The following is a 17,290-nucleotide window of genomic DNA, read 5'->3' on the forward strand; positions in this document are numbered from 1 at the left end:
GCGGTGAGTGGAAGGCGTGGTCGACCGGGAGGAGCTTGACCGAGCGGCCCTCGGCGAGGAGCCGGTCGCGCAGGGCGTGGACCTCCTCGCGCAGGCCGGAGACCACCACGGACGCGGGGCCGTTGACGGCGGCGATCCCGACCCGGGTGGACCCGTCGAGCAGCCGTTCCACCTCGGCCCGCGGGGCGCCGACGGCCAGCATGGCGCCGGGTTCGGTGACGGCCTGCATGGTCCGGCCGCGGGCGGCCACGAGCCGGGTCGCGGTGTCCAGGTCGAGCGCCCCGGCCACGTGGGCGGCGGCGATCTCGCCGACGGAGTGGCCGATCAGGCGGTCCGGGCGCGGGCCGTAGCGGGTCAGGGTCCGGTACAGGGCGACCTGGAGGGTGAACAGGGCGGGCTGCATGACGTCGGTGCGGCCGGCGCCCTCGGGCTCGTCGGCCAGGAGCAGCGGCCGCAGGGCGAACGGGAGGTGGGTGTCGAAGCGGGCGCAGACCTCGTCGAGGGTCCGGGCGAACACGGGGAAGGCGGCGCACAGTTCGCGGGCCACGCCGGTCCACTGCGCCCCCTGGCCGGGGAACAGGAAGGCGGTGCCGCCGGATTCGGTGGCCGTGCCGCGGACCACGGCGGGGTTTTCGGCGCCCCCGGCGAGGGAGGCGAGGGCGTCGAGCAGCCCGTCGCGGCCGCTGCCCAGGACGACGGCGCGGTGCTCGAACCGCGCCCGGTCCGAGACCAGGGAGGCGGCGATGCCGGCGGGGTCGGCGGCGGGGTCGGCGGTGACGAAGGCGCGCAGCCGCTCGGCCTGGGCGCGCAGGGCCTGCTCGGAGCGGGCCGACAGCACCCAGGGCAGGGGTCCGGCGGTGCCCAGGACGTCGGGCTCGGGGGCGGGGCCGGGGGCGGGCTCCTCCTCGGGCGCCTGCTCCAGGATCAGGTGGGCGTTGGTGCCGCTGGCGCCGAAGCTGGAGACTCCGGCCCGCCGGGGGCGTCCGGGCGCCGTGGTCCACTCCCGGGCCTCGGTGAGCAGTTCGACCGCGCCGGCCGACCAGTCCACGTGCGTCGAGGGGCGGTCCACGTGGAGGGTCCTGGGCATGACCCCGTGGCGCATCGCCATGATCATCTTGATGATGCCGCCGACGCCGGCGGCGGCCTGGGTGTGGCCGATGTTCGACTTCAGCGAGCCCAGCCACAGGGGGCTGCCCGGCTCGCGGTCCTGTCCGTAGGTGGCGAGCAGGGCCTGTGCCTCGATGGGGTCGCCGAGGGTGGTGCCGGTGCCGTGGGCCTCCACGACGTCGACGTCCCCGGCCTGGACGCGGGCGTTGGCCAGGGCGGCGCGGATCACCCGCTGCTGGGCGGGGCCGCTGGGTGCGGTCAGGCCGTTGGAGGCGCCGTCCTGGTTGACGGCGGAGCCCCGGATGACCGCCCAGATCCGGCGTCCGTTGCGGCGTGCGTCGGAGAGCCGCTCCAGGACCAGCACGCCGACGCCCTCGGCGAAGCCGGTGCCGTCGGCCGCGTCGGCGAACGCCTTGCAGCGGCCGTCGGCCGACAGGCCCCGCTGGCGGGCGAACTCCCGGAACACCTGGGGCGTCGCCATGACGGTGACCCCGCCGGCCAGGGCGAGGCCGCATTCGCCCTGCCGCAGCGACTGCACGGCCTGGTGCACCGTCACCAGCGAGGAGGAGCAGGCGGTGTCGGTGGAGACGGCCGGGCCCTCCAGGCCCAGCGCGTACGACACCCGGCCGGAGGCCACGCTCAGCAGGGAGCCGGTCTGCGCGTAGCCGGAGATGACCTCGGGGGTGTGGTGGTGGTTGCCGTAGCCGAAGTAGGCGAGGCCGGCGAAGACGCCGGTGTCGCTGCCGCGCAGGGTGTGCGGGTCGATCCCGGCCCGTTCCAGGGACTCCCAGGCGGTCTCCAGCAGCAGCCGCTGCTGGGGGTCGGCGGCCAGCGCCTCGCGCGGGTTGATCTCGAAGAACTCGGCGTCGAAGTCGGCGGCGCCGTCGAGGAAGCCGCCCGAGCGCGTGTAGCAGGTACCCGGCCGGTCGGGGTCCGGGTCGTAGAGGCCCTCCAGGTCCCAGTGGCGGTCCTGCGGGAACTCCGAGACGGCGTCCGCGCCCGTGCGCACCAGCTCCCACAGGTCCTCCGGGGAGCGCGCGCCGCCCGGGTAGCGGCAGGCGACGCCCACGACGGCGATGGGCTCGGCGGCGGCGTCCGTGAGCTCCTGGAGGCGTTTGCGCGTCTCGATCAGCTCGATCGACGTCCGCCTGAGGTAGTCGAGGACCTCGGCGCTGTTGTCGTTCGTCATCGCTCTCCCCTAGCCGAGCTCTTGGTCCAGCAGCCGGAGGAGCTCCCCCGCTGAGGCGGATGTGATCTGGTCGACGATGGCGACCGGTGCCCCGGCGCCCGCCATCGAGCGGACTCGGCCCTGCAGTTCGCCGAGCAGAGTGGAAAGGGTGGTCCGGTCGTCCGCGTCGAGCCGGAGGAAGGCCTCCTCCAGCCGGGCGCCCAGCCGTTCGATCTCCTTGGCCAGGGAGTCGGCCGGGGACGGCGGGGCCGCGGCGCCGGCGGCTCCGGCGGAACCGGCGGTCAGGCCCGTGTGCAGGAACTGCGCGAGGGCGGCCGGGTTGGGGTGGTCGAAGACGAGCGTGGCGGGCAGCTTCAGCCCGGTGACCGCCGACAGCTTGTTGCGCAGTTCCAGCGCCGTGAGCGAGTCGATCCCGAGCTTCTTGAACGCGGTGGCCGGTCCGATCCTGGCGGTGTCCCGGTGGCCGAGGACCAGGGCGGTCTGGGTGCGGACCGCGTCGAGGAGCAGCGCCTGCGCCTCGTCCGGCGGCAGTGAAGCCAGCCGCTGTGCCAGGTCCTGGCCGGTGTGCTCCGTGCCCGCCGGTGCGCCGGGGCCGGCGGGTGTGCCGGTGAGGCCGGCCAGCAGCGGCGAGGCCGCGCCGGGGGCCGCCGGGTCCAGCCGGGCCGGCACCAGGACCGGCTCGTCCAGCGAGAGGGCCAGGTCGAAGAGGGCGAGGCCGTCCCGGGAGGCGAGCGGGAGCACGCCCTGCCGCCGCAGCCGTTCGACGTCGGCGTCGGCGAGGCCGGCGACCATCTCGCTGCGGTCGGCCCAGAAGCCCCAGCACAGCGAGGTGGCGGGCAGTCCCTCGGCCCGGCGGGCCTCGGCGAGTCCGTCGAGGAACCCGTTCGCCGCCGCGTAGTTGGCTTGCCCGGCCGTGCCGAGCACGCCCGCGACCGAGGAGAACAGCACGAACGCGGACAGGTCCAGGTGCCGGGTCAGCTCGTGCAGGTGCCAGGCGCCGCGGACCTTGGGGGCGAGGACGGTCTCCAGGCGGTCCTCGGTCAGGGCCTCGACGACCCCGTCGGCCAGCGCCCCCGCGCAGTGGACGACGGCGGTCAGCGGGTGCTCGGACGGTACGGCGGCCAGGAGGCGGGCGACGGCGTCGCGGTCGGCGACGTCGCAGGCCGCGAGCTCCACGTGGGCTCCGGCGGCGGTCAGTTCGTCCCGCAGGGCGGCCGCCGCCGGGGTCTGCGGGCCGCGCCGTCCGGCCAGGACCAGCCGGCGCACGCCGTGCCGCTCCACGAGGTGCCGGGCCAGCTTCGCGCCGAGGCCGCCGGTGCCGCCCGTGATCAGTACGGTGCCGGAGCCGAGCGCGAGGGCGCCGTCCGGGCGGCCGGAGCCGAGCGCGGCGGCGCCGTCCGGGCGGCCGGATCCGCCGGCGCGGGCCAGTGCCGGGGTGGCCGCCTCGCCGGCCCGGATCCTGATCTGGGGCGCGCCGGAGGCGGCCGCCTGCGGGACGCGGGCCAGGGAGGCGGGGGTGCCGTCGGTGTCCACGAGGGTGAAGCGGCCGGGGTTCTCGGTCTGCGCGGTGCGGACGAAGCCCCAGACGGCGGCCGCGGCGGGGTCGGCGGGCGCCTCCGGGCCGTCACCGGTCGCGTTCCGGGTCACGAGGACCAGCCGCGAGCCGGCGAACCGGTCGTCGGTGAGCCAGTCGCGGGTGCGGCGCAGCAGCCGGCGGAGGGTCTCCGCGACGCGCGCGGGGACGTCGGTCGGGTCCGGCTGCCCGCCGGTGGCCGGTCCGGCTCCGGTCAGCGTCGCGGTGACGTCCGCGGTGGCGGTGGCGGCCGGGTACTGCTGCCCGCCGTTGGCCGGTCCGGCTCCGGTCACCGGCGCGGTGACGTCCGCGGTGCCGATGATGACCACGGGGGGTACCGGGGCGCCGGAGGCGGTGAGGGCGTCGAGGTCCGTGTGGGGCTCGGCGCCGGGCGCCGGGGCGGCCGGGAGGGCGAGGGGGGTCCAGTCCAGCCGGAACAGGGAGTCGTGCCGGTCGAAGCCCAGGGCGGCCAGTCCGGCTGCGTCCACGGGCTCCAGGGTCAGCGATCCGATGCCGCCGAGGGGGGTTCCGGAGGCGTCCGCAAGGGTCAGGGAGACGGTGTCCTGCCCGGCGGGCGCCAGGCGGACGCGCAGGACGCCCGGTTCGGCGCGGCCGGCGCGCAGGCCCGTGCAGCGCAGGGGCAGCCGGGCCGCGTCCCGCGAGCCGTCGGGGGCCCCGGCGAGGGCGGCCGGGAGCAGCGCGGCGTGGAGCAGCGCCGGGTGGAGGCGGTAGCGTCCGCCCGCGCCGTCGGCGGCGGGCAGCTCCACCTCCGCGTAGAGGGCCTCGTCGTCGCGCCACACGGAGCGCAGGCCGCGGAAGAGGGGGCCGTGGTGGAAACCGAGGGCGGACAGCCGGGCGTACTCGTCCTCGACGGGGACGGAGACCGCTCCGGCCGGGGGCCAGGCGGTGGAGGCGTCCCCGGGGCGGCCGGGTTCGGGGTCGTGGCCGACGGCGCCGGCGGCGTGGCGCGTCCACTCCGCCTCGCCCTCGCCACGGGAGTACACGCCGATGGCGCCCTGGGCGCCGGCGGTCACGCGCAGCTCGCGCTCACCCGAGCGGGGCAGGACCAGCGGTGCCTCCAGGGCGAGTTCGGCGACGGCCGTGCCGCCCGCGCGGTGGGCCGCCCACAGCGCCAGTTCCAGCAGGACCGCGGCGGGCACCAGGGCGGCGCCGTGGACGGCGTGCCCGGCGAGCCAGGGGTGGCGTGCGAGGGACAGGCGCCCGCTGCCCGCCACGCCGCCGCCCGAGTCGGCGGGCAGGTCGATGGCGGCGTCGAGCAGCGGGTGGTCGGAGGTGGTCCCGGTGGCGGACTCGGCCGGGGTGTTGAGCCAGTAGCGCTGCCGCTGGAAGGCGTAGGTGGGCAGTTCGGCCCACGGGCCCCGCCGGCCGGGGAAGGCGTTCTCCCAGGCCACCGGGGCGCCGGCGACGAAGGCCTCGGCCGCCGACCGGTGGAAGCGGGCGAGACCGCCCTCGCCGCGGCGCAGGGTGGCGACGGCCACGGCGTCGGCGCCCGCGTCCTCGAAGGTCTGTTCCAGGCCGACCGTCAGCACCGGGTGGGCGGAGGTCTCGACGAAGAAGCGGAAGCCTTCGGCGGCCAGGGCGCGGACGGCCTCCTCGAAGCGGACCGTGCGGCGCAGGTTGGTGTACCAGTAGTCGGCGTCCAGGCCCGTGGTGTCCAGCCATCCGGCGGTGACCGTGGAGAAGAAGGGCACCTCGGCGGTCCGCGGCCGCAGGTCCTGGAGCAGGCGGGCGAGTTCCCCGCGGACGGCCTCCACGTGCGCGGAGTGCGAGGCGTAGTCCACCGGGACGCGGCGGGCGCGGATCCCCTCGGCCTCGCAGGCGGCGAGCAGCGCGTCCAGTGCGGCCACGTCGCCGGAGACCACCGCGGACGAGGGCCCGTTGACGGCCGCGACCGAGAGCCCCTCGGTGAGGCGGGCCCGCACGGCCTCCGCGGGGAGCTCGACGGAGACCATGCCGCCGCGCCCGGACAGGGCCAGGATCGCGCGGGAGCGCAGGGCCACCACCTTGGCGGCGTCCTCGACCGAGAGGGCGCCCGCCACGCAGGCGGCGGCGATCTCCCCCTGTGAGTGGCCCACCACGGCGTCGGGCCGCACCCCGTACGAGCGCCACACCTCGGCCAGCGAGACCATCACGGCCCACAGCACGGGCTGGACGACGTCGACCCGTTCCAGGGCCGCGTCGTCCCCGAGGACCTCGGCCAGGGACCAGTCCACGTGCGGGGCGAGCGCGTCGGCGCACTCCCGCATCCGGCGGGCGAACACCGGGGAGGACTCCCACAGTTCGCTGCCCATGCCGACCCACTGGGATCCCTGGCCGGGGAAGACGAACACCGTCCGGCCGGCGGCCTTCGCGACTCCGGACACCGCACCGCCGTCGCCGTCGCCGTCGGCGGTGGCCGTGAGGGCGGCGAGAAGGGCGTCCCCGTCGGGGCCGACGAGCACCTGGCGGTGGTCGAAGAGCGAGCGGGTGGCGGCCAGGGCGTGTCCCACGCCGTCGGCCGGCAGGTCCGGATGGACGGCCAGGTGGTCGCGCAGCCGCCGGGCCTGCTCCCGCAGGGCCTCGGGGGACCGTGCGGAGAGCACCCAGGGAACGGACACGGGGGCGGCGGCCGGTTCTTCGGGGGTCCCGGGCGCGGCCGGCCCGTCGGGCGCCTGCTCCAGGATCAGGTGGGCGTTGGTGCCGCTGATCCCGAACGCGGACACCCCGGCCCGCCGGGGCCGGTCCGGCGCGCCGTCCCACGCGCGGTCCTCGGTGAGCAGTTCGACGGCGCCGGCGGACCAGTCCACGTGCCGCGACGGCCGGTCCACGTGCAGGGTCCTGGGGAGGACCCCGTGCCGCATCGCCATGATCATCTTGATCATCCCGCCGACCCCGGCGGCGGCCTGGGTGTGGCCGATGTTCGACTTCAGCGAGCCCAGCCACAGCGGGCTGCCGGGCTCGCGCCCCTGCCCGTAGGCGGCGATCAGGGCCTCCGCCTCCAGGGGGTCGCCCAGCGTCGTGCCGGTGCCGTGGGCCTCGACCGCGTCCACGTCGGCGGCCGTCAGTCCGGCGTCGGCCAGGGCCGCCCGGATGACCCGCTGCTGGGCGAGCCCGTTCGGTGCGGTCAGTCCGTTGGACGCCCCGTCCTGGTTGACCGCGGAGCCGCGGATGACGGCCAGGATGCGGCGGCCGTTGCGCCGTGCGTCGGCGAGGCGTTCGAGGACGAGCACGCCGGCGCCCTCGGAGAAGCCGGTCCCGTCGGCCGCGTCGGCGAACGCCTTGCAGCGGCCGTCGGCCGACAGGCCCCGCTGGCGGCCGAGTTCCACGAGCACGCCCGGGGTGGGCATCGTGGACACCCCGCCGGCCAGTGCCAGGGCGCACTCCCCGGAGCGCAGGGACCGCACGGCCTGGTGGACGGCGACGAGGGAGGAGGAGCAGGCGGTGTCGGTCGACACGGCGGGGCCCTCCAGGCCCAGGACGTACGCCACCCGCCCCGAGGCCACGCTGGTGTAGGTCCCGGCGAGCGCGTAGCCCTCCACCTCGCCGGCCGCCGCGCCGCCCATCCGGGGGCCGTAGTCGACGGCGTAGATCCCGGTGAACACCCCGGTGGCCGAGCCCCGCAGTCCGGCCGGGTCGATCCCGGCGCGTTCGAGCGCCTCCCAGGAGGTCTCCAGCATCAGCCGCTGCTGGGGGTCCATCGCCAGGGCCTCGCGCGGGCTGATGCCGAAGAACGGCGCGTCGAACTCGGCGAGGCCGGGCAGGAAGCCGCCGGCGCGCGCGTACGTCGTCCCCGGCGCCCCGGGGTCCTCGGCGTACAGCGCCTCCAGGTCCCAGCCGCGGTCCCGCGGGAACTCCCCCATGGCGTCCACACCGCCGGAGACGAGCTCCCACAGCCCTTCGGGGGAGGTCACCCCGCCCGGGAAGCGGCAGCCCACCCCCACGACCGCGATGGGCTCGCGTGCGGACTCCTCCAGCTCGCGCACCCGCTCCCGCAGCTCCCGCGCGTCGCCTACGGCGCGCCGCAAGTAGGACCGGAGCTTGTCGACATCCTCCACCAGGGCCTCCCCCAAACCGTTGCTCAGCAGTACAGGCGCGGTCACACGTATCCGCGGTCGATCAGCTCGTACAGGTCGTCGTCGCTGTGGCCGTCCAGGCCGGGCTCCTCGGGGCCCTCGGACGCCCCGGGCCCCGCGGGCACCCCGGGCGCTCCGGGCGCTCCTGATGCCGCGGGTGCCGCGGGTGCCGCGGGCGGCTCGGGGGCGAGGAGGGAGAACAGGTGGCGGGCGAGGTCGCGCGGGGTGGGGTGGGTGAAGGCGACGGTGGCCGGCAGGCGCACTCCGGCCGCGGCCGCGAGCCGGTTGCGCAGGCCCACCGCCAGCGCGGAGTCGAAGCCCAGGTCCTTGAAGGTCTCCGCCGCCCGGGCCGCGAGGCCGGGGCCCGTCGTCTCCGTGCCCTGGGCGGCGCTCAGCAGGGCCGCCGTCTCGGCGCAGACGAGGGCGAGGACCGCCGCCTCCGAGCCGAGGTCCGCCACCGGACCGGCGCCCGCACCGCCTCCGCCCGCACCGGTGCCGGCCGCGTCGGTCCCGGCCGTGTCCTCGGGCGGGGTGAGCCAGTACGGCCGGCGCTGGAAGGGGTAGGTCGGCAGGTCGACGCGGCGCGGCCCGTGGGCGGCGAACACCGCCTCCCAGTCGGCCCGTACGCCGCGCACGTGCAGTTCGGCCAGGGACTCCAGGACCTTGCCCGTGCTCCCGTCGTGCTTGTTCAGGGTGCCCACGACGACCGGTGAGGCGCCCAGCACGTCGGCGGTCTCCTCGACGGCCACCTGGAGGACCGGATGCGGGCTGATCTCGACGAAGGTGGTGTGCCCCTGTGCGATCAGGCTCCTCGTGGCGGCTTCGAACCGGACCGTGCGCCGCAGGTTGCGGAACCAGTAGGCCGTGCCCAGCTCCGCCGGGTCCACCGGGCCGCCGGTGACCGTGGAGTGGATCGCCGCCGTCGCGGGCCGGGGGGTGATCCGGCCCAGTCCCTCCGTCAGCTGCGCCTCGAAGCGGTCCAGCAGCGGCGAGTGGCCGGGGACGGTGGACTTGATCAGCCGGGCCCGGGCGCCCTCGGCCTCGCAGGCCGCGACGAGTTCGCGGACCGCCTCCGTCTCACCCGAGACGGTGGTGGAGTTGGGGCCGTTGACGGCGGCGATGCCGAGGCGGTCGCCCCAGCGCCCCAGCAGCTCCCGCACCCGGCCCTCGGGCAGCAGGACGCCGGCCATGGCGCCCTGACCGGCGACCTCGGCGAGCAGCCGGGAGCGCAGGGCCACGATCTTCGCCGCGTCCTCCAGCGTCAGGACGCCCGCCACGTGGGCGGCGGCGATCTCCCCCTGGGAGTGGCCGATGACCGCGTCCGGGGTCACGCCCAGCGAGCGCCACACCCGGGCCAGGGAGACCAGCATGGCGAACAGGGCCGGCTGGACGACCTCGATCCGCTCCAGGGGGGCGGCGCCCTCCGCACCCGTCAGGACGTCCACCAGCGACCAGTCCACGTGCGGTGCCAGGGCGCGGGCGCACGCGTCGACCGAGTCCGCGAAGACCTCGGACTCCTCGTACAGCCGCGCTCCCATGCCCTGCCACTGCGAGCCCTGGCCGGGGAAGACGAAGACCACCGGACCCGCCGGACCCGTCGCCGTCCCGCGGACCACGCGCGCCGGGTCGCCGCCGGCGGCGAGCAGGCCGAGGGCGTCCAGGGCCTCGTCCCGTCCGGTGCCCAGGACGACCGCCCGGTGCTCGAACCGCGAGCGGGTGGTGGCCAGGGAGTGGCCGACGTCGGCCGCGCGGAGCGAGGGGTCCGCGGCCACGAGCTCCCGCAGCCGGGCCGCCTGCTCCCGCAGGGCGGGCTCCGAGCGGGCGGAGAGCACCCAGGGCAGCACGCGGGGCGCGGGGGCGGAGCCGGCGGCCGGGCAAGGCGCCGCCGGAGCCTCGGGCGCCTGTTCCAGGATCACGTGGGCGTTGGTGCCGCCCATGCCGAACGCCGACACCCCCGCCCGGCGCGGGCGGCCGGGCGCGGCCGGCCAGGGGCGGGCGGCGCGCGGCACTTCGAAGTGTTCGTGGAACTCCTCGATGGCGGGGTTCGGGGAGCGGAAGCCCAGGCTGGGCACCAGCCGGCCGCGGTCCAGGCAGAGGGCCGCCTTCACGAAGCCGGTGATCCCGGCGGCCGGCTCCAGGTGTCCGACGTTCGTCTTCACCGAGCCGATCACCAGGGGGCGGCTGCGGCCGGTCTCCCGGAACACCTCGCGCAGGCCGGCCGCCTCGGCCGGGTCCCCCATGCGGGTGCCGGTGCCGTGGGCCTCGACGTAGTCGACGGTGTCGAAGGGGACGTCCGCGCAGGCGAGGGCGGCCCGTACGGCGGCGGCCTGCCCGGCGGGGCTGGGGTCGGGCATCCGGGTGGAGGCCCCGCCGCTGCCGACGCCCCAGCCGCGCACCACGGCGTAGACGCGGTCGCCGTCGGCGAGGGCGAGGTCGAGCCGCTTGAGCAGGACGAACGCGCCGCCCTCGCCGCGGGCGAAGCCGTTGGCCCGGGCATCGAAGGTGAAGCAGCGGCCGTCGGGCGACAGGGCGCCCAGGTTGGCCAGGCCCGCTCCGGCCTCCGGGTCGGCGATCAGGTGGACGCCGCCCGCGAGGGCCGCGTCGACGGCGCCGGCGCGGATCCGTTCGCAGGCCAGCGCGAGCGCCACCAGGGAGGAGGACTGGCCGGAGTCCGCGCAGTAGCTCATGCCGCGGACGTCGAACAGGGCGGAGATCCGGTTCGCGATCATCGCCCCGTTGGAGCCGAGCGCGGCGTAGTGGTCGTCCCGGTCGCTGCCGGACAGCCGGCGCAGGTGGTCGTACCCGGACGGTGCCGTGCCGACGACGACGTCGATCTCGCGGCCGGCGAGGGTGTCCGCGGGGACGCGGGCGTCCTCGACGGCCTCCCAGGCGAGCTCCAGCCCCAGCCGCTGCACGGGGTCCATGGCGGCGGCTTCGGCCGGTCCCGTGCCGAAGAACCCGGCGTCGAACCCGTCGATGGAGTCGAGGAACGAACCCCGTTCCAGGACGGCCGCGTCGGGGTGGGAGCCGCGGCCGGGGCCGGCCGGGCGGGACGCCGGGAAGGTGCCGACGGTCGACTCCCCGTCGTGCAGGAGGCGCCAGAACGCGCCCGGGCCGTGCACGCCGGGGAACCGGCACGACATCCCGATGACGGCGATGTCGGCGGCTGCGCCACTCATAGACGTTCCCTTCCGGTTCTCTCGGCGGATCGCTGGGTCGGACGGACGGGGCTGCTGCCGGTCTCAGCGCCAGGAGGCCAGCGCGGCCAGCAGTTCGGCGGGCGCGTCCATGAAGCCGTAGTGGCCGCCGTCGACCACCCGGAACTCGACCTGCTCGGCGTAGTGGCGCCACCCCTGGAGGTCCTCGGCGCTCACGTCGGTGTCGTCCCGCCAGTGCAGGACGACGAGGGGGCAGTCGATCCGGGCCGGCTCGGTGCGCCGGTAGGCGCCGGCGGCGGCGTGGTCGCGGAGCAGGACGAACATGCCCAGGTCGATCATGTCGGGCCGCGGTTCGATCCCGCGGCCGCGGACGAACGACTCCAGTTCCGCGCGGAGTTCCGGCTCGGTCAGGCCGAGCATCCGGTCGCGCCCGGCGTCGTGGGGGGCGGGCTGGCCCGATACGAAGAGGCGCCGCGGGGCGGGCAGGCCGCGTTCGGCGAGGCGGAGCACGGTCTCGTAGGCGGGGATCGCCCCGGCGCAGTGCGCGAAGAGCGCGTACGGCCGGTCGAGGAGCGGGGCGAGGGCGTCGGCCAGGCTGTCGGCGAGTTCCTCGTAGGTGCCGTAGTGCGGGTGCGCCAGCCGGTTCTCGCGGCCGGGGAACTGCACCGGGCAGACCTCGGCGCCGTCGATCTCGGCGGGCCAGGCGCTGAAGGCGGAGGCCCCGGACCCGGAGAAGGGGAGGCAGAACAGCCGGGCGGCGGGGTCCTGCGACGGCGGCCGTACGAACCAGGGCGAGGCGGCGGGCGCGCCCGTGGGGGTGCTGGTGGTCATGGGGTGGTCCGCCGTTTCTTGCCGGTGAGGGGCAGGTGGGTCAGGCCGGCGATGAAGTACGACCGCAGGTGCTGCGGTTCACCGGCGGGTTCGAGGGACTCGAAGCGGGCGAGCAGCTCCTCGAAGAAGACCCGCAGGGTCATCCGGGCCAGGGGGGCGCCGATGCAGAAGTGGGGTCCGAAGCCGAACGCGCCGTGGCGTTTGGCGCCGTCCCGGGTGATGTCGAAGGTGTGGGGGTCGGGGAAGACGGAGGCGTCCCGGTTGCCCGAGCCGATCCAGGCGACGACCGCTCCGCCGGCCGGGACGGTGCCGCCGGCGATCTCGACCTCGTCCACCGCGTAGCGCATGAAGTTGCACGCGGCCGAGGTCCAGCGCAGGCCCTCCTCGACGAGGTTCGGGACGAGCGTGGGGTCGGCCGCCGCCTTGGCGTACTGCTCGGGTCGCTCCATGAGCGCCTCGACGGTGCCGGAGACGGTGTGCGGGGTGGTCACGTTGGCGCCCAGGAGGATGCTGTAGCCGTCGAGGGCGATCTCCTCGTCGGAGAGCGGTTCGCCGCCGGGGCGGACGCTCGTGAGGTGGTGGAGCAGGCTCTCGTCCTCCTGGCCGGCGGCCCGGTGCGTCCTGGCCCAGTCCCGGACGTAGGTGAGGAGTTCGTGGTGGGAGATGGCCAGGGTCGCGGCCTCGCTGCCGAGGAGGAAGTGCGGGTCGGAGGGGGCCGTCACCATGGCGGTCAGCCGGACGAGCTCCTCCCAGTCCTTCTCCGGGATGCCGAGGAGCGGTCCGGTGACCAGCGCGGGCAGCAGCAGGGCCTGCTCGGCGAGGTCGAACACGGCGCCGTCCAGGGCGGGTTCGAGGAAGCGCACGACGGTGGCGCGGATCCGCTCCTCCCACACCCGGACCGCGCGGGCGGTCAGCTTGGAGCCCAGCGGGCGGCGGACCTCGGTGTGCCGCGGCGGGTCGGTGGAGGTCATCAGCACGCCGGCGGCCGGGTCGTCCGTGCCGAGGTGGGTGGGGACGGTGCCGCGCTCGGAGGTGAACTCCCGGTGGTCGGACAGGACCCGGCGGACGTCCTCGTAGCGGGTCACCGACCAGAACTCCCGGCCGTCCGGCAGGACCTGGTGGAACAGGGGTGCCCGGGCCCGCATCACGTCCCAGAGGGGGTGGGGGTCGCCGGAGCCGTAGAGGTCCAGGTCGAACAGGTCGACGCCGGTGAGGTCGACGTCGCGCGCGGGACCCGGCGTCAGCCTCACGCCCCGGTCCTCCCCTGCTCTATCAGTTCGGCGACCCGGGCCGGGGTCTGCGCCAGGTAGAAGTCGCGGACGGACAGCGTGACGCCGTACTGCTCCGTGACCTGCTCGATGATCTTGATGCCGCTGAGGGAGTTGCCGCCGATCGTGAAGAAGTCGTCCTCCACGCCCACCTCGCGGCCGAGGTGTTCGCCCCAGAGCTCCGCGATTTCCTGTCCCAACGATCCCATTGCCCGTCTGTCCTTCCTCCGCCGGCCGGGGGTCCCCCGGCCGCGCCGTCCCGCCGGCGAGACACGTTCCTCGAACGGCCGGACCGAGTGTCGCGTGGATGCCGGTCCGCCCACACCGCTTCGGCGGTGCCCCGGCGCTCGCCGGCCGGTGGGGTTGAGAGTGCGCCGGAGGGTCCGTTGCCCGGGAGCGTCCCGCCGGCGGGACAGCGGAAGTCCGCGCACGGGGTTGCCCCGTCCCGGCAGTGGCGTTCCTTGACCGGCTGATTCGCGTTCAGTGAACGTGAAGGTGGTTCAACGACGTTAGAGGCGCAGTCGAACGAGGGGGAACGACGTGGGGCATACGGGTACGGACGCGGACGTGGTCGTCGCGGGCGCCGGGCCGACGGGCCTGATGCTCGCCTGCGAGCTGCGGCTGGCGGGCGCGGACGTGGTGGTGGTCGAGCGGCTCGCGGAGCGGACGGGCGAGTCACGGGCCGGCGGGATCCACTCGCGCACCCTGGAGGTGCTGGACCAGCGCGGGGTCCTGGACCGCTTCCTGGCGGAGGGCGAGCCGCAGCCGGTCGGGCATTTCTCCGGTCTGTATCTGGACTTCGACGAGTCGGAGTCGAGGCATCCCTATCCGCTGATGATCCTTCAGTCCGCCGTGGAGCGGCTGCTGGAGGAGTGGGCCGGTGAGCTGGGCGTGCGGGTGCGCCGGTCGGCCGCGGTGAGCGGGATCCGCCAGGACGCGGGCGGGGTGACGGTCGAGCTGGACACGGCGGACGGGGCGGCGGAGCTGCGCGCCGGCTACCTGGTGGGCTGCGACGGCGGCCGCAGCACGGTGCGCAAGCTGGCCGGGATCGGCTTCCCCGGCACCGACGCGACGATGACGGCGCTGATCGGGGACGTGGAACTGCCCGGCCTGCCCGAGGACTACGTGTGGGTGCGGCGCACTCCGGGCGGCGACTACTCGGCGATCGCCTTCGAGCCGGGCTGGTACCGGGTGATCACCTCCGAGTACGACCGGGTCGCGGACCGCGACGAGCCCGCGACGTTCGAGCAGCTGCGGGAGTCCCTGGTCAGGGTCGCGGGCACCGACTTCGGCATGCACAGCCCGCGGTGGGTCTCCCGGTTCAACGACGCCGCCCGGCAGGCCGACCGCTACCGGAAGGGGCGGGTGCTGCTGGCGGGCGACGCCGCGCACATCCATTTCCCGGCCGGCGGGCAGGGGCTGAACATGGGCGTGCAGGACGCGGTCAACCTTGGCTGGAAGCTGGCCTCGGTGGTGCGCGGCCGGGCTCCGGAGAGCCTGCTGGACAGCTACCACGACGAGCGCCACCCCGTCGGGGAGCGCGTGCTGCACAACACCCGGGCGCAGGCGGCCCTGGCCCGGCCCGGGGCCGCGACGGACGCGCTGCGCGAGGTGTTCGGCTCGCTCATGGTCTTCGACGACGTCAACCGGGTGCTGCGGCACATGCTGACCGCGCTGGACGTCCGCTACCCGGTCGACGGGGACCACCCGATGGAGGGCCGGCGGGTCTTCGACGCGGACCTCAAGACGGACGAGGGCGTCATCGGCGTGTACCAGCTGCTGCACGGTGCCCGGCCGGTCCTGCTCGACCTGTGCGGCAGCGTGGAGGTGACCGCGGCCGCCGCGGGCTGGGCCGATCGCGTCGACCTCGTCGCGGCGCGCGCCGAGGACGAGCTGTGGCCCGTTCCGCCGGTCGGCGAGGTGCCCGCTCCGGCGGCGCTGCTGATCCGGCCCGACGGGCACGTGGCCTGGGCGGCGGACGCCGGCGGAGAGCCGGACACCGCCGCGCTGCGGGCGGCCCTGACCACCTGGTTCGGTCCGGCTCTGGAGGGGTGAGGGGGCGCCCCCGACGGTGCGGGGGAACGCGAGCGGCGGCCGCCGGGACCCTGGCCGGGTCCGGCCCCTGGCCGGGTCCGGCGGCCGCCGTCGTCGTGGCGGCGCTCAGGCCGGGCTCACGCCCGCTTCTTGAACGTGGAGACCGCCCAGACGTACCCGAGGAGGGCGAGGCCCACGCACCAGGCGACGGCCGCGAGGGCGTCGCCGCCCGAGGGGTTGCCGTTCAGCAGCCCGCGCAGGGTCTCGATGATCGGGGTGAAGGGCTGGTACTCGGCGAACTGCCGGATGCCCGTGCCCATGGTCTCGGCGGGGACGAACGCGGTGCTCAGGAACGGCAGCATGATCAGCGGGACGGTGGCCAGGCCCGCGGACTCCACGGTCTTGGCGGCCAGGCCCGTGGCGACGGTGAGCCAGCCGGCCGCGAAGCTCAGCAGCACGACGACGCCGACGACGCCGAGCCAGTCGAGGGCACTGGCGGCCGGGTCGAAGCCCATCGCGAAGGCCACGCCGACGATGGCCGCGCAGGCCACCAGGCAGCGGACCGTGGTGATGACGACGTGCCCGGTCAGCATGGCTCCGCGCGAGACGTCCATGGTCTTGAAGCGGTTGATGATGCCCTTGGTCATGTCGTCGTTCACGGCCGTGGCGGTGGCGCCCAGCCCGTAGCTGATGGCCATCACGAGGAGGCCGGGCGTGGCGTAGTCCACGTAGTCCTCGCCGACGCTGAAGGCGCCGCCGAACACCCCGACGAACATGAGCATGATGATGATGGGGAACAGGACCGCGTTGAAGACCGTGACGGGGTTGCGCACGGTGTGCTTCAGGTTGCGGCGCAGCATGATCGCCGAGTCGGCCAACGGCGTCGAGACCGTGCTCACTGTGCGATCGCCTCCTTGCTGGTGTTCTGGACGCCCGCCGGCTGGTCGGTGAGGGCGAGGAAGACGTCGTCGAGGTCCGGGCGCTGCACCGAGAACTCCTCGGCGTCGAGCCCGTGGGCGTCGAGCCGGTCCAGCAGGGCCCGCACCGAGCGGGTCCCGCCGTCGCCGGGCACGCTCAGGGTCAGCTCCTCGTCGTCGCGGGTGGCCTCCAGGAGGACCCGGGCTGCGGCGTCGAGCCCGGCGAGGTCGGCGAAGCGGAACCGGACGTGGGTACCGGGGATCTGGCCCTTGAGCTCCTCGGGGGTGCCCTGGGCGACCAGGCGGCCCTGGTTGAGGACCGCGATCCGGTCGGCGAGCTGGTCGGCCTCCTCCAGGTACTGGGTGGTGAGGAAGATGGTGGCGCCCTCGGCGACCAGTTCGCGGACGATGCCCCACATGGTGCGGCGGCTGCGCGGGTCGAGGCCCGTCGTCGGCTCGTCCAGGAAGATCACCTGCGGGCTGCCGACCAGGGTCATCGCCAGGTCCAGCTTGCGGCGCATACCGCCGGAGTAGGTGGACGCCTGCTTGTCCGCCGACCCCGCCAGGTCGAAGCGCTCCAGCAGTCCGGTGACCAGCCGGCCGCCGTCGCGCACGCGCTTCAGGTCAGCCATCAGCTGCAGGTTCTCACGGCCCGTCAGCAGTTCGTCGACCGCGGCGAACTGGCCGGTCACGCCGATGGCGCCGCGCACCTGCCGGGTCTCGGCGGCCACGTCGTAACCGGCGACGCGCACGGTGCCGGCGTCGGCCTTCATCAACGTCGTCAGGACGTTGACCGTCGTCGTCTTGCCGGCCCCGTTGGGGCCGAGCAGGGAGAAGACCGATCCCGCGGCGACGTCGAAGTCGATGCCGTCGAGCACGACCTTGTCACCGTATGCCTTGCGCAGCCCTGAAACTGCGATCGCTGAACTTCTCATGCCTCCACTTTCCTCTCCGGGCCTGTCATCGACCTGTCACGCCGCTGACACGGCGCTGGAGCGCATCGCTGCTGATCAGAGGGACTGCTGCGCGATCAGGTCGAGGACCTCGCGACCTGCGTCGACCAGGTACATGTGGTCGCCGGGGAATTCCGCCCAGGTGAAGCCGGCGGTGGTCGCCGCCTGCCACTGGCGGGCCCCCCCC

Annotated in this window: 9 protein-coding genes; 1 reads left to right on the forward strand and 8 read right to left on the reverse strand. The window is 75.4% G+C overall.

All coding sequences use genetic code 11. From position 1 onward, the window contains the following. From VR44_RS04685 to VR44_RS04710, 6 genes are all read right to left on the reverse strand, one after another. The coding region (locus VR44_RS04685; protein ID WP_045946073.1) for a type I polyketide synthase at nt 1-2,296 on the reverse strand (2,296 nt) is incomplete at its 3' end. A 9-nt stretch (nt 2,297-2,305) separates the two neighbouring features. Further along, on the reverse strand, nt 2,306-7,975 hold the full coding sequence (locus tag VR44_RS04690) for a type I polyketide synthase (RefSeq protein WP_425424485.1): 5,670 nt from the start codon (nt 7,973-7,975) through the stop codon (nt 2,306-2,308). Further along, nucleotides 7,966-11,121, reverse strand: coding sequence for a type I polyketide synthase (locus VR44_RS04695; RefSeq protein ID WP_094191427.1), 3,156 nt, complete (start codon nt 11,119-11,121; stop codon nt 7,966-7,968). Before VR44_RS04695 ends, VR44_RS04690 begins: the two co-directional genes overlap by 10 nt. A 63-nt stretch (nt 11,122-11,184) precedes the next feature. After that, on the reverse strand, nt 11,185-11,931 hold the full coding sequence (locus VR44_RS04700; protein ID WP_045946075.1) for a thioesterase II family protein: 747 nt from the start codon (nt 11,929-11,931) through the stop codon (nt 11,185-11,187). Beyond that, entirely contained in the window at nt 11,928-13,181 is a 1,254-nt protein-coding gene (locus VR44_RS04705) for a cytochrome P450 (protein WP_045946076.1), read from the reverse strand. Before VR44_RS04705 ends, VR44_RS04700 begins: the two co-directional genes overlap by 4 nt. Continuing rightward, nucleotides 13,178-13,408: a phosphopantetheine-binding protein gene (locus VR44_RS04710; protein WP_045946077.1), complete on the reverse strand. Its 231-nt coding sequence runs from the start codon at nt 13,406-13,408 to the stop codon at nt 13,178-13,180. The genes VR44_RS04705 and VR44_RS04710 overlap by 4 nt, the downstream gene beginning before the upstream one ends. A 331-nt stretch (nt 13,409-13,739) precedes the next feature. On the opposite strand from VR44_RS04710, the gene VR44_RS04715 reads away from it, so the two are divergent. Next, nucleotides 13,740-15,254, forward strand: a complete 1,515-nt coding sequence (locus VR44_RS04715) for an FAD-dependent monooxygenase (protein WP_211275021.1) — start codon at nt 13,740-13,742, stop codon at nt 15,252-15,254. 116 nt (nt 15,255-15,370) lie between these two features. On the opposite strand, the gene VR44_RS04720 is transcribed toward VR44_RS04715, so the two are convergent. Beyond that, a complete protein-coding gene (locus VR44_RS04720; protein WP_211275022.1) occupies nt 15,371-16,132 on the reverse strand; it encodes an ABC transporter permease in 762 nt (253 codons plus the stop codon). After that, complete coding sequence (locus VR44_RS04725; protein ID WP_045946078.1) at nt 16,129-17,085, reverse strand: daunorubicin resistance protein DrrA family ABC transporter ATP-binding protein; 957 nt, start codon at nt 17,083-17,085, stop codon at nt 16,129-16,131. The genes VR44_RS04720 and VR44_RS04725 overlap by 4 nt, the downstream gene beginning before the upstream one ends. Between the last annotated feature and the right edge of the window lie 205 nt (nt 17,086-17,290).

The sequence above is a fragment of the Streptomyces katrae genome (assembly GCF_000966975.1).
GTDB classification, from domain to species: domain Bacteria; phylum Actinomycetota; class Actinomycetes; order Streptomycetales; family Streptomycetaceae; genus Streptomyces; species Streptomyces katrae.

Coding starts and splice junctions, on each gene's coding strand:
- VR44_RS04710 (WP_045946077.1), bottom strand. CDS start 13,408: ATGGGATCGTTGGGACAGGAAATCGCGGAGCTCTGGGGCGAACACCTC.
- VR44_RS04700 (WP_045946075.1), bottom strand. CDS start 11,931: ATGACCACCAGCACCCCCACGGGCGCGCCCGCCGCCTCGCCCTGGTTC.
- VR44_RS04725 (WP_045946078.1), bottom strand. CDS start 17,085: ATGAGAAGTTCAGCGATCGCAGTTTCAGGGCTGCGCAAGGCATACGGT.
- VR44_RS04695 (WP_094191427.1), bottom strand. CDS start 11,121: ATGAGTGGCGCAGCCGCCGACATCGCCGTCATCGGGATGTCGTGCCGG.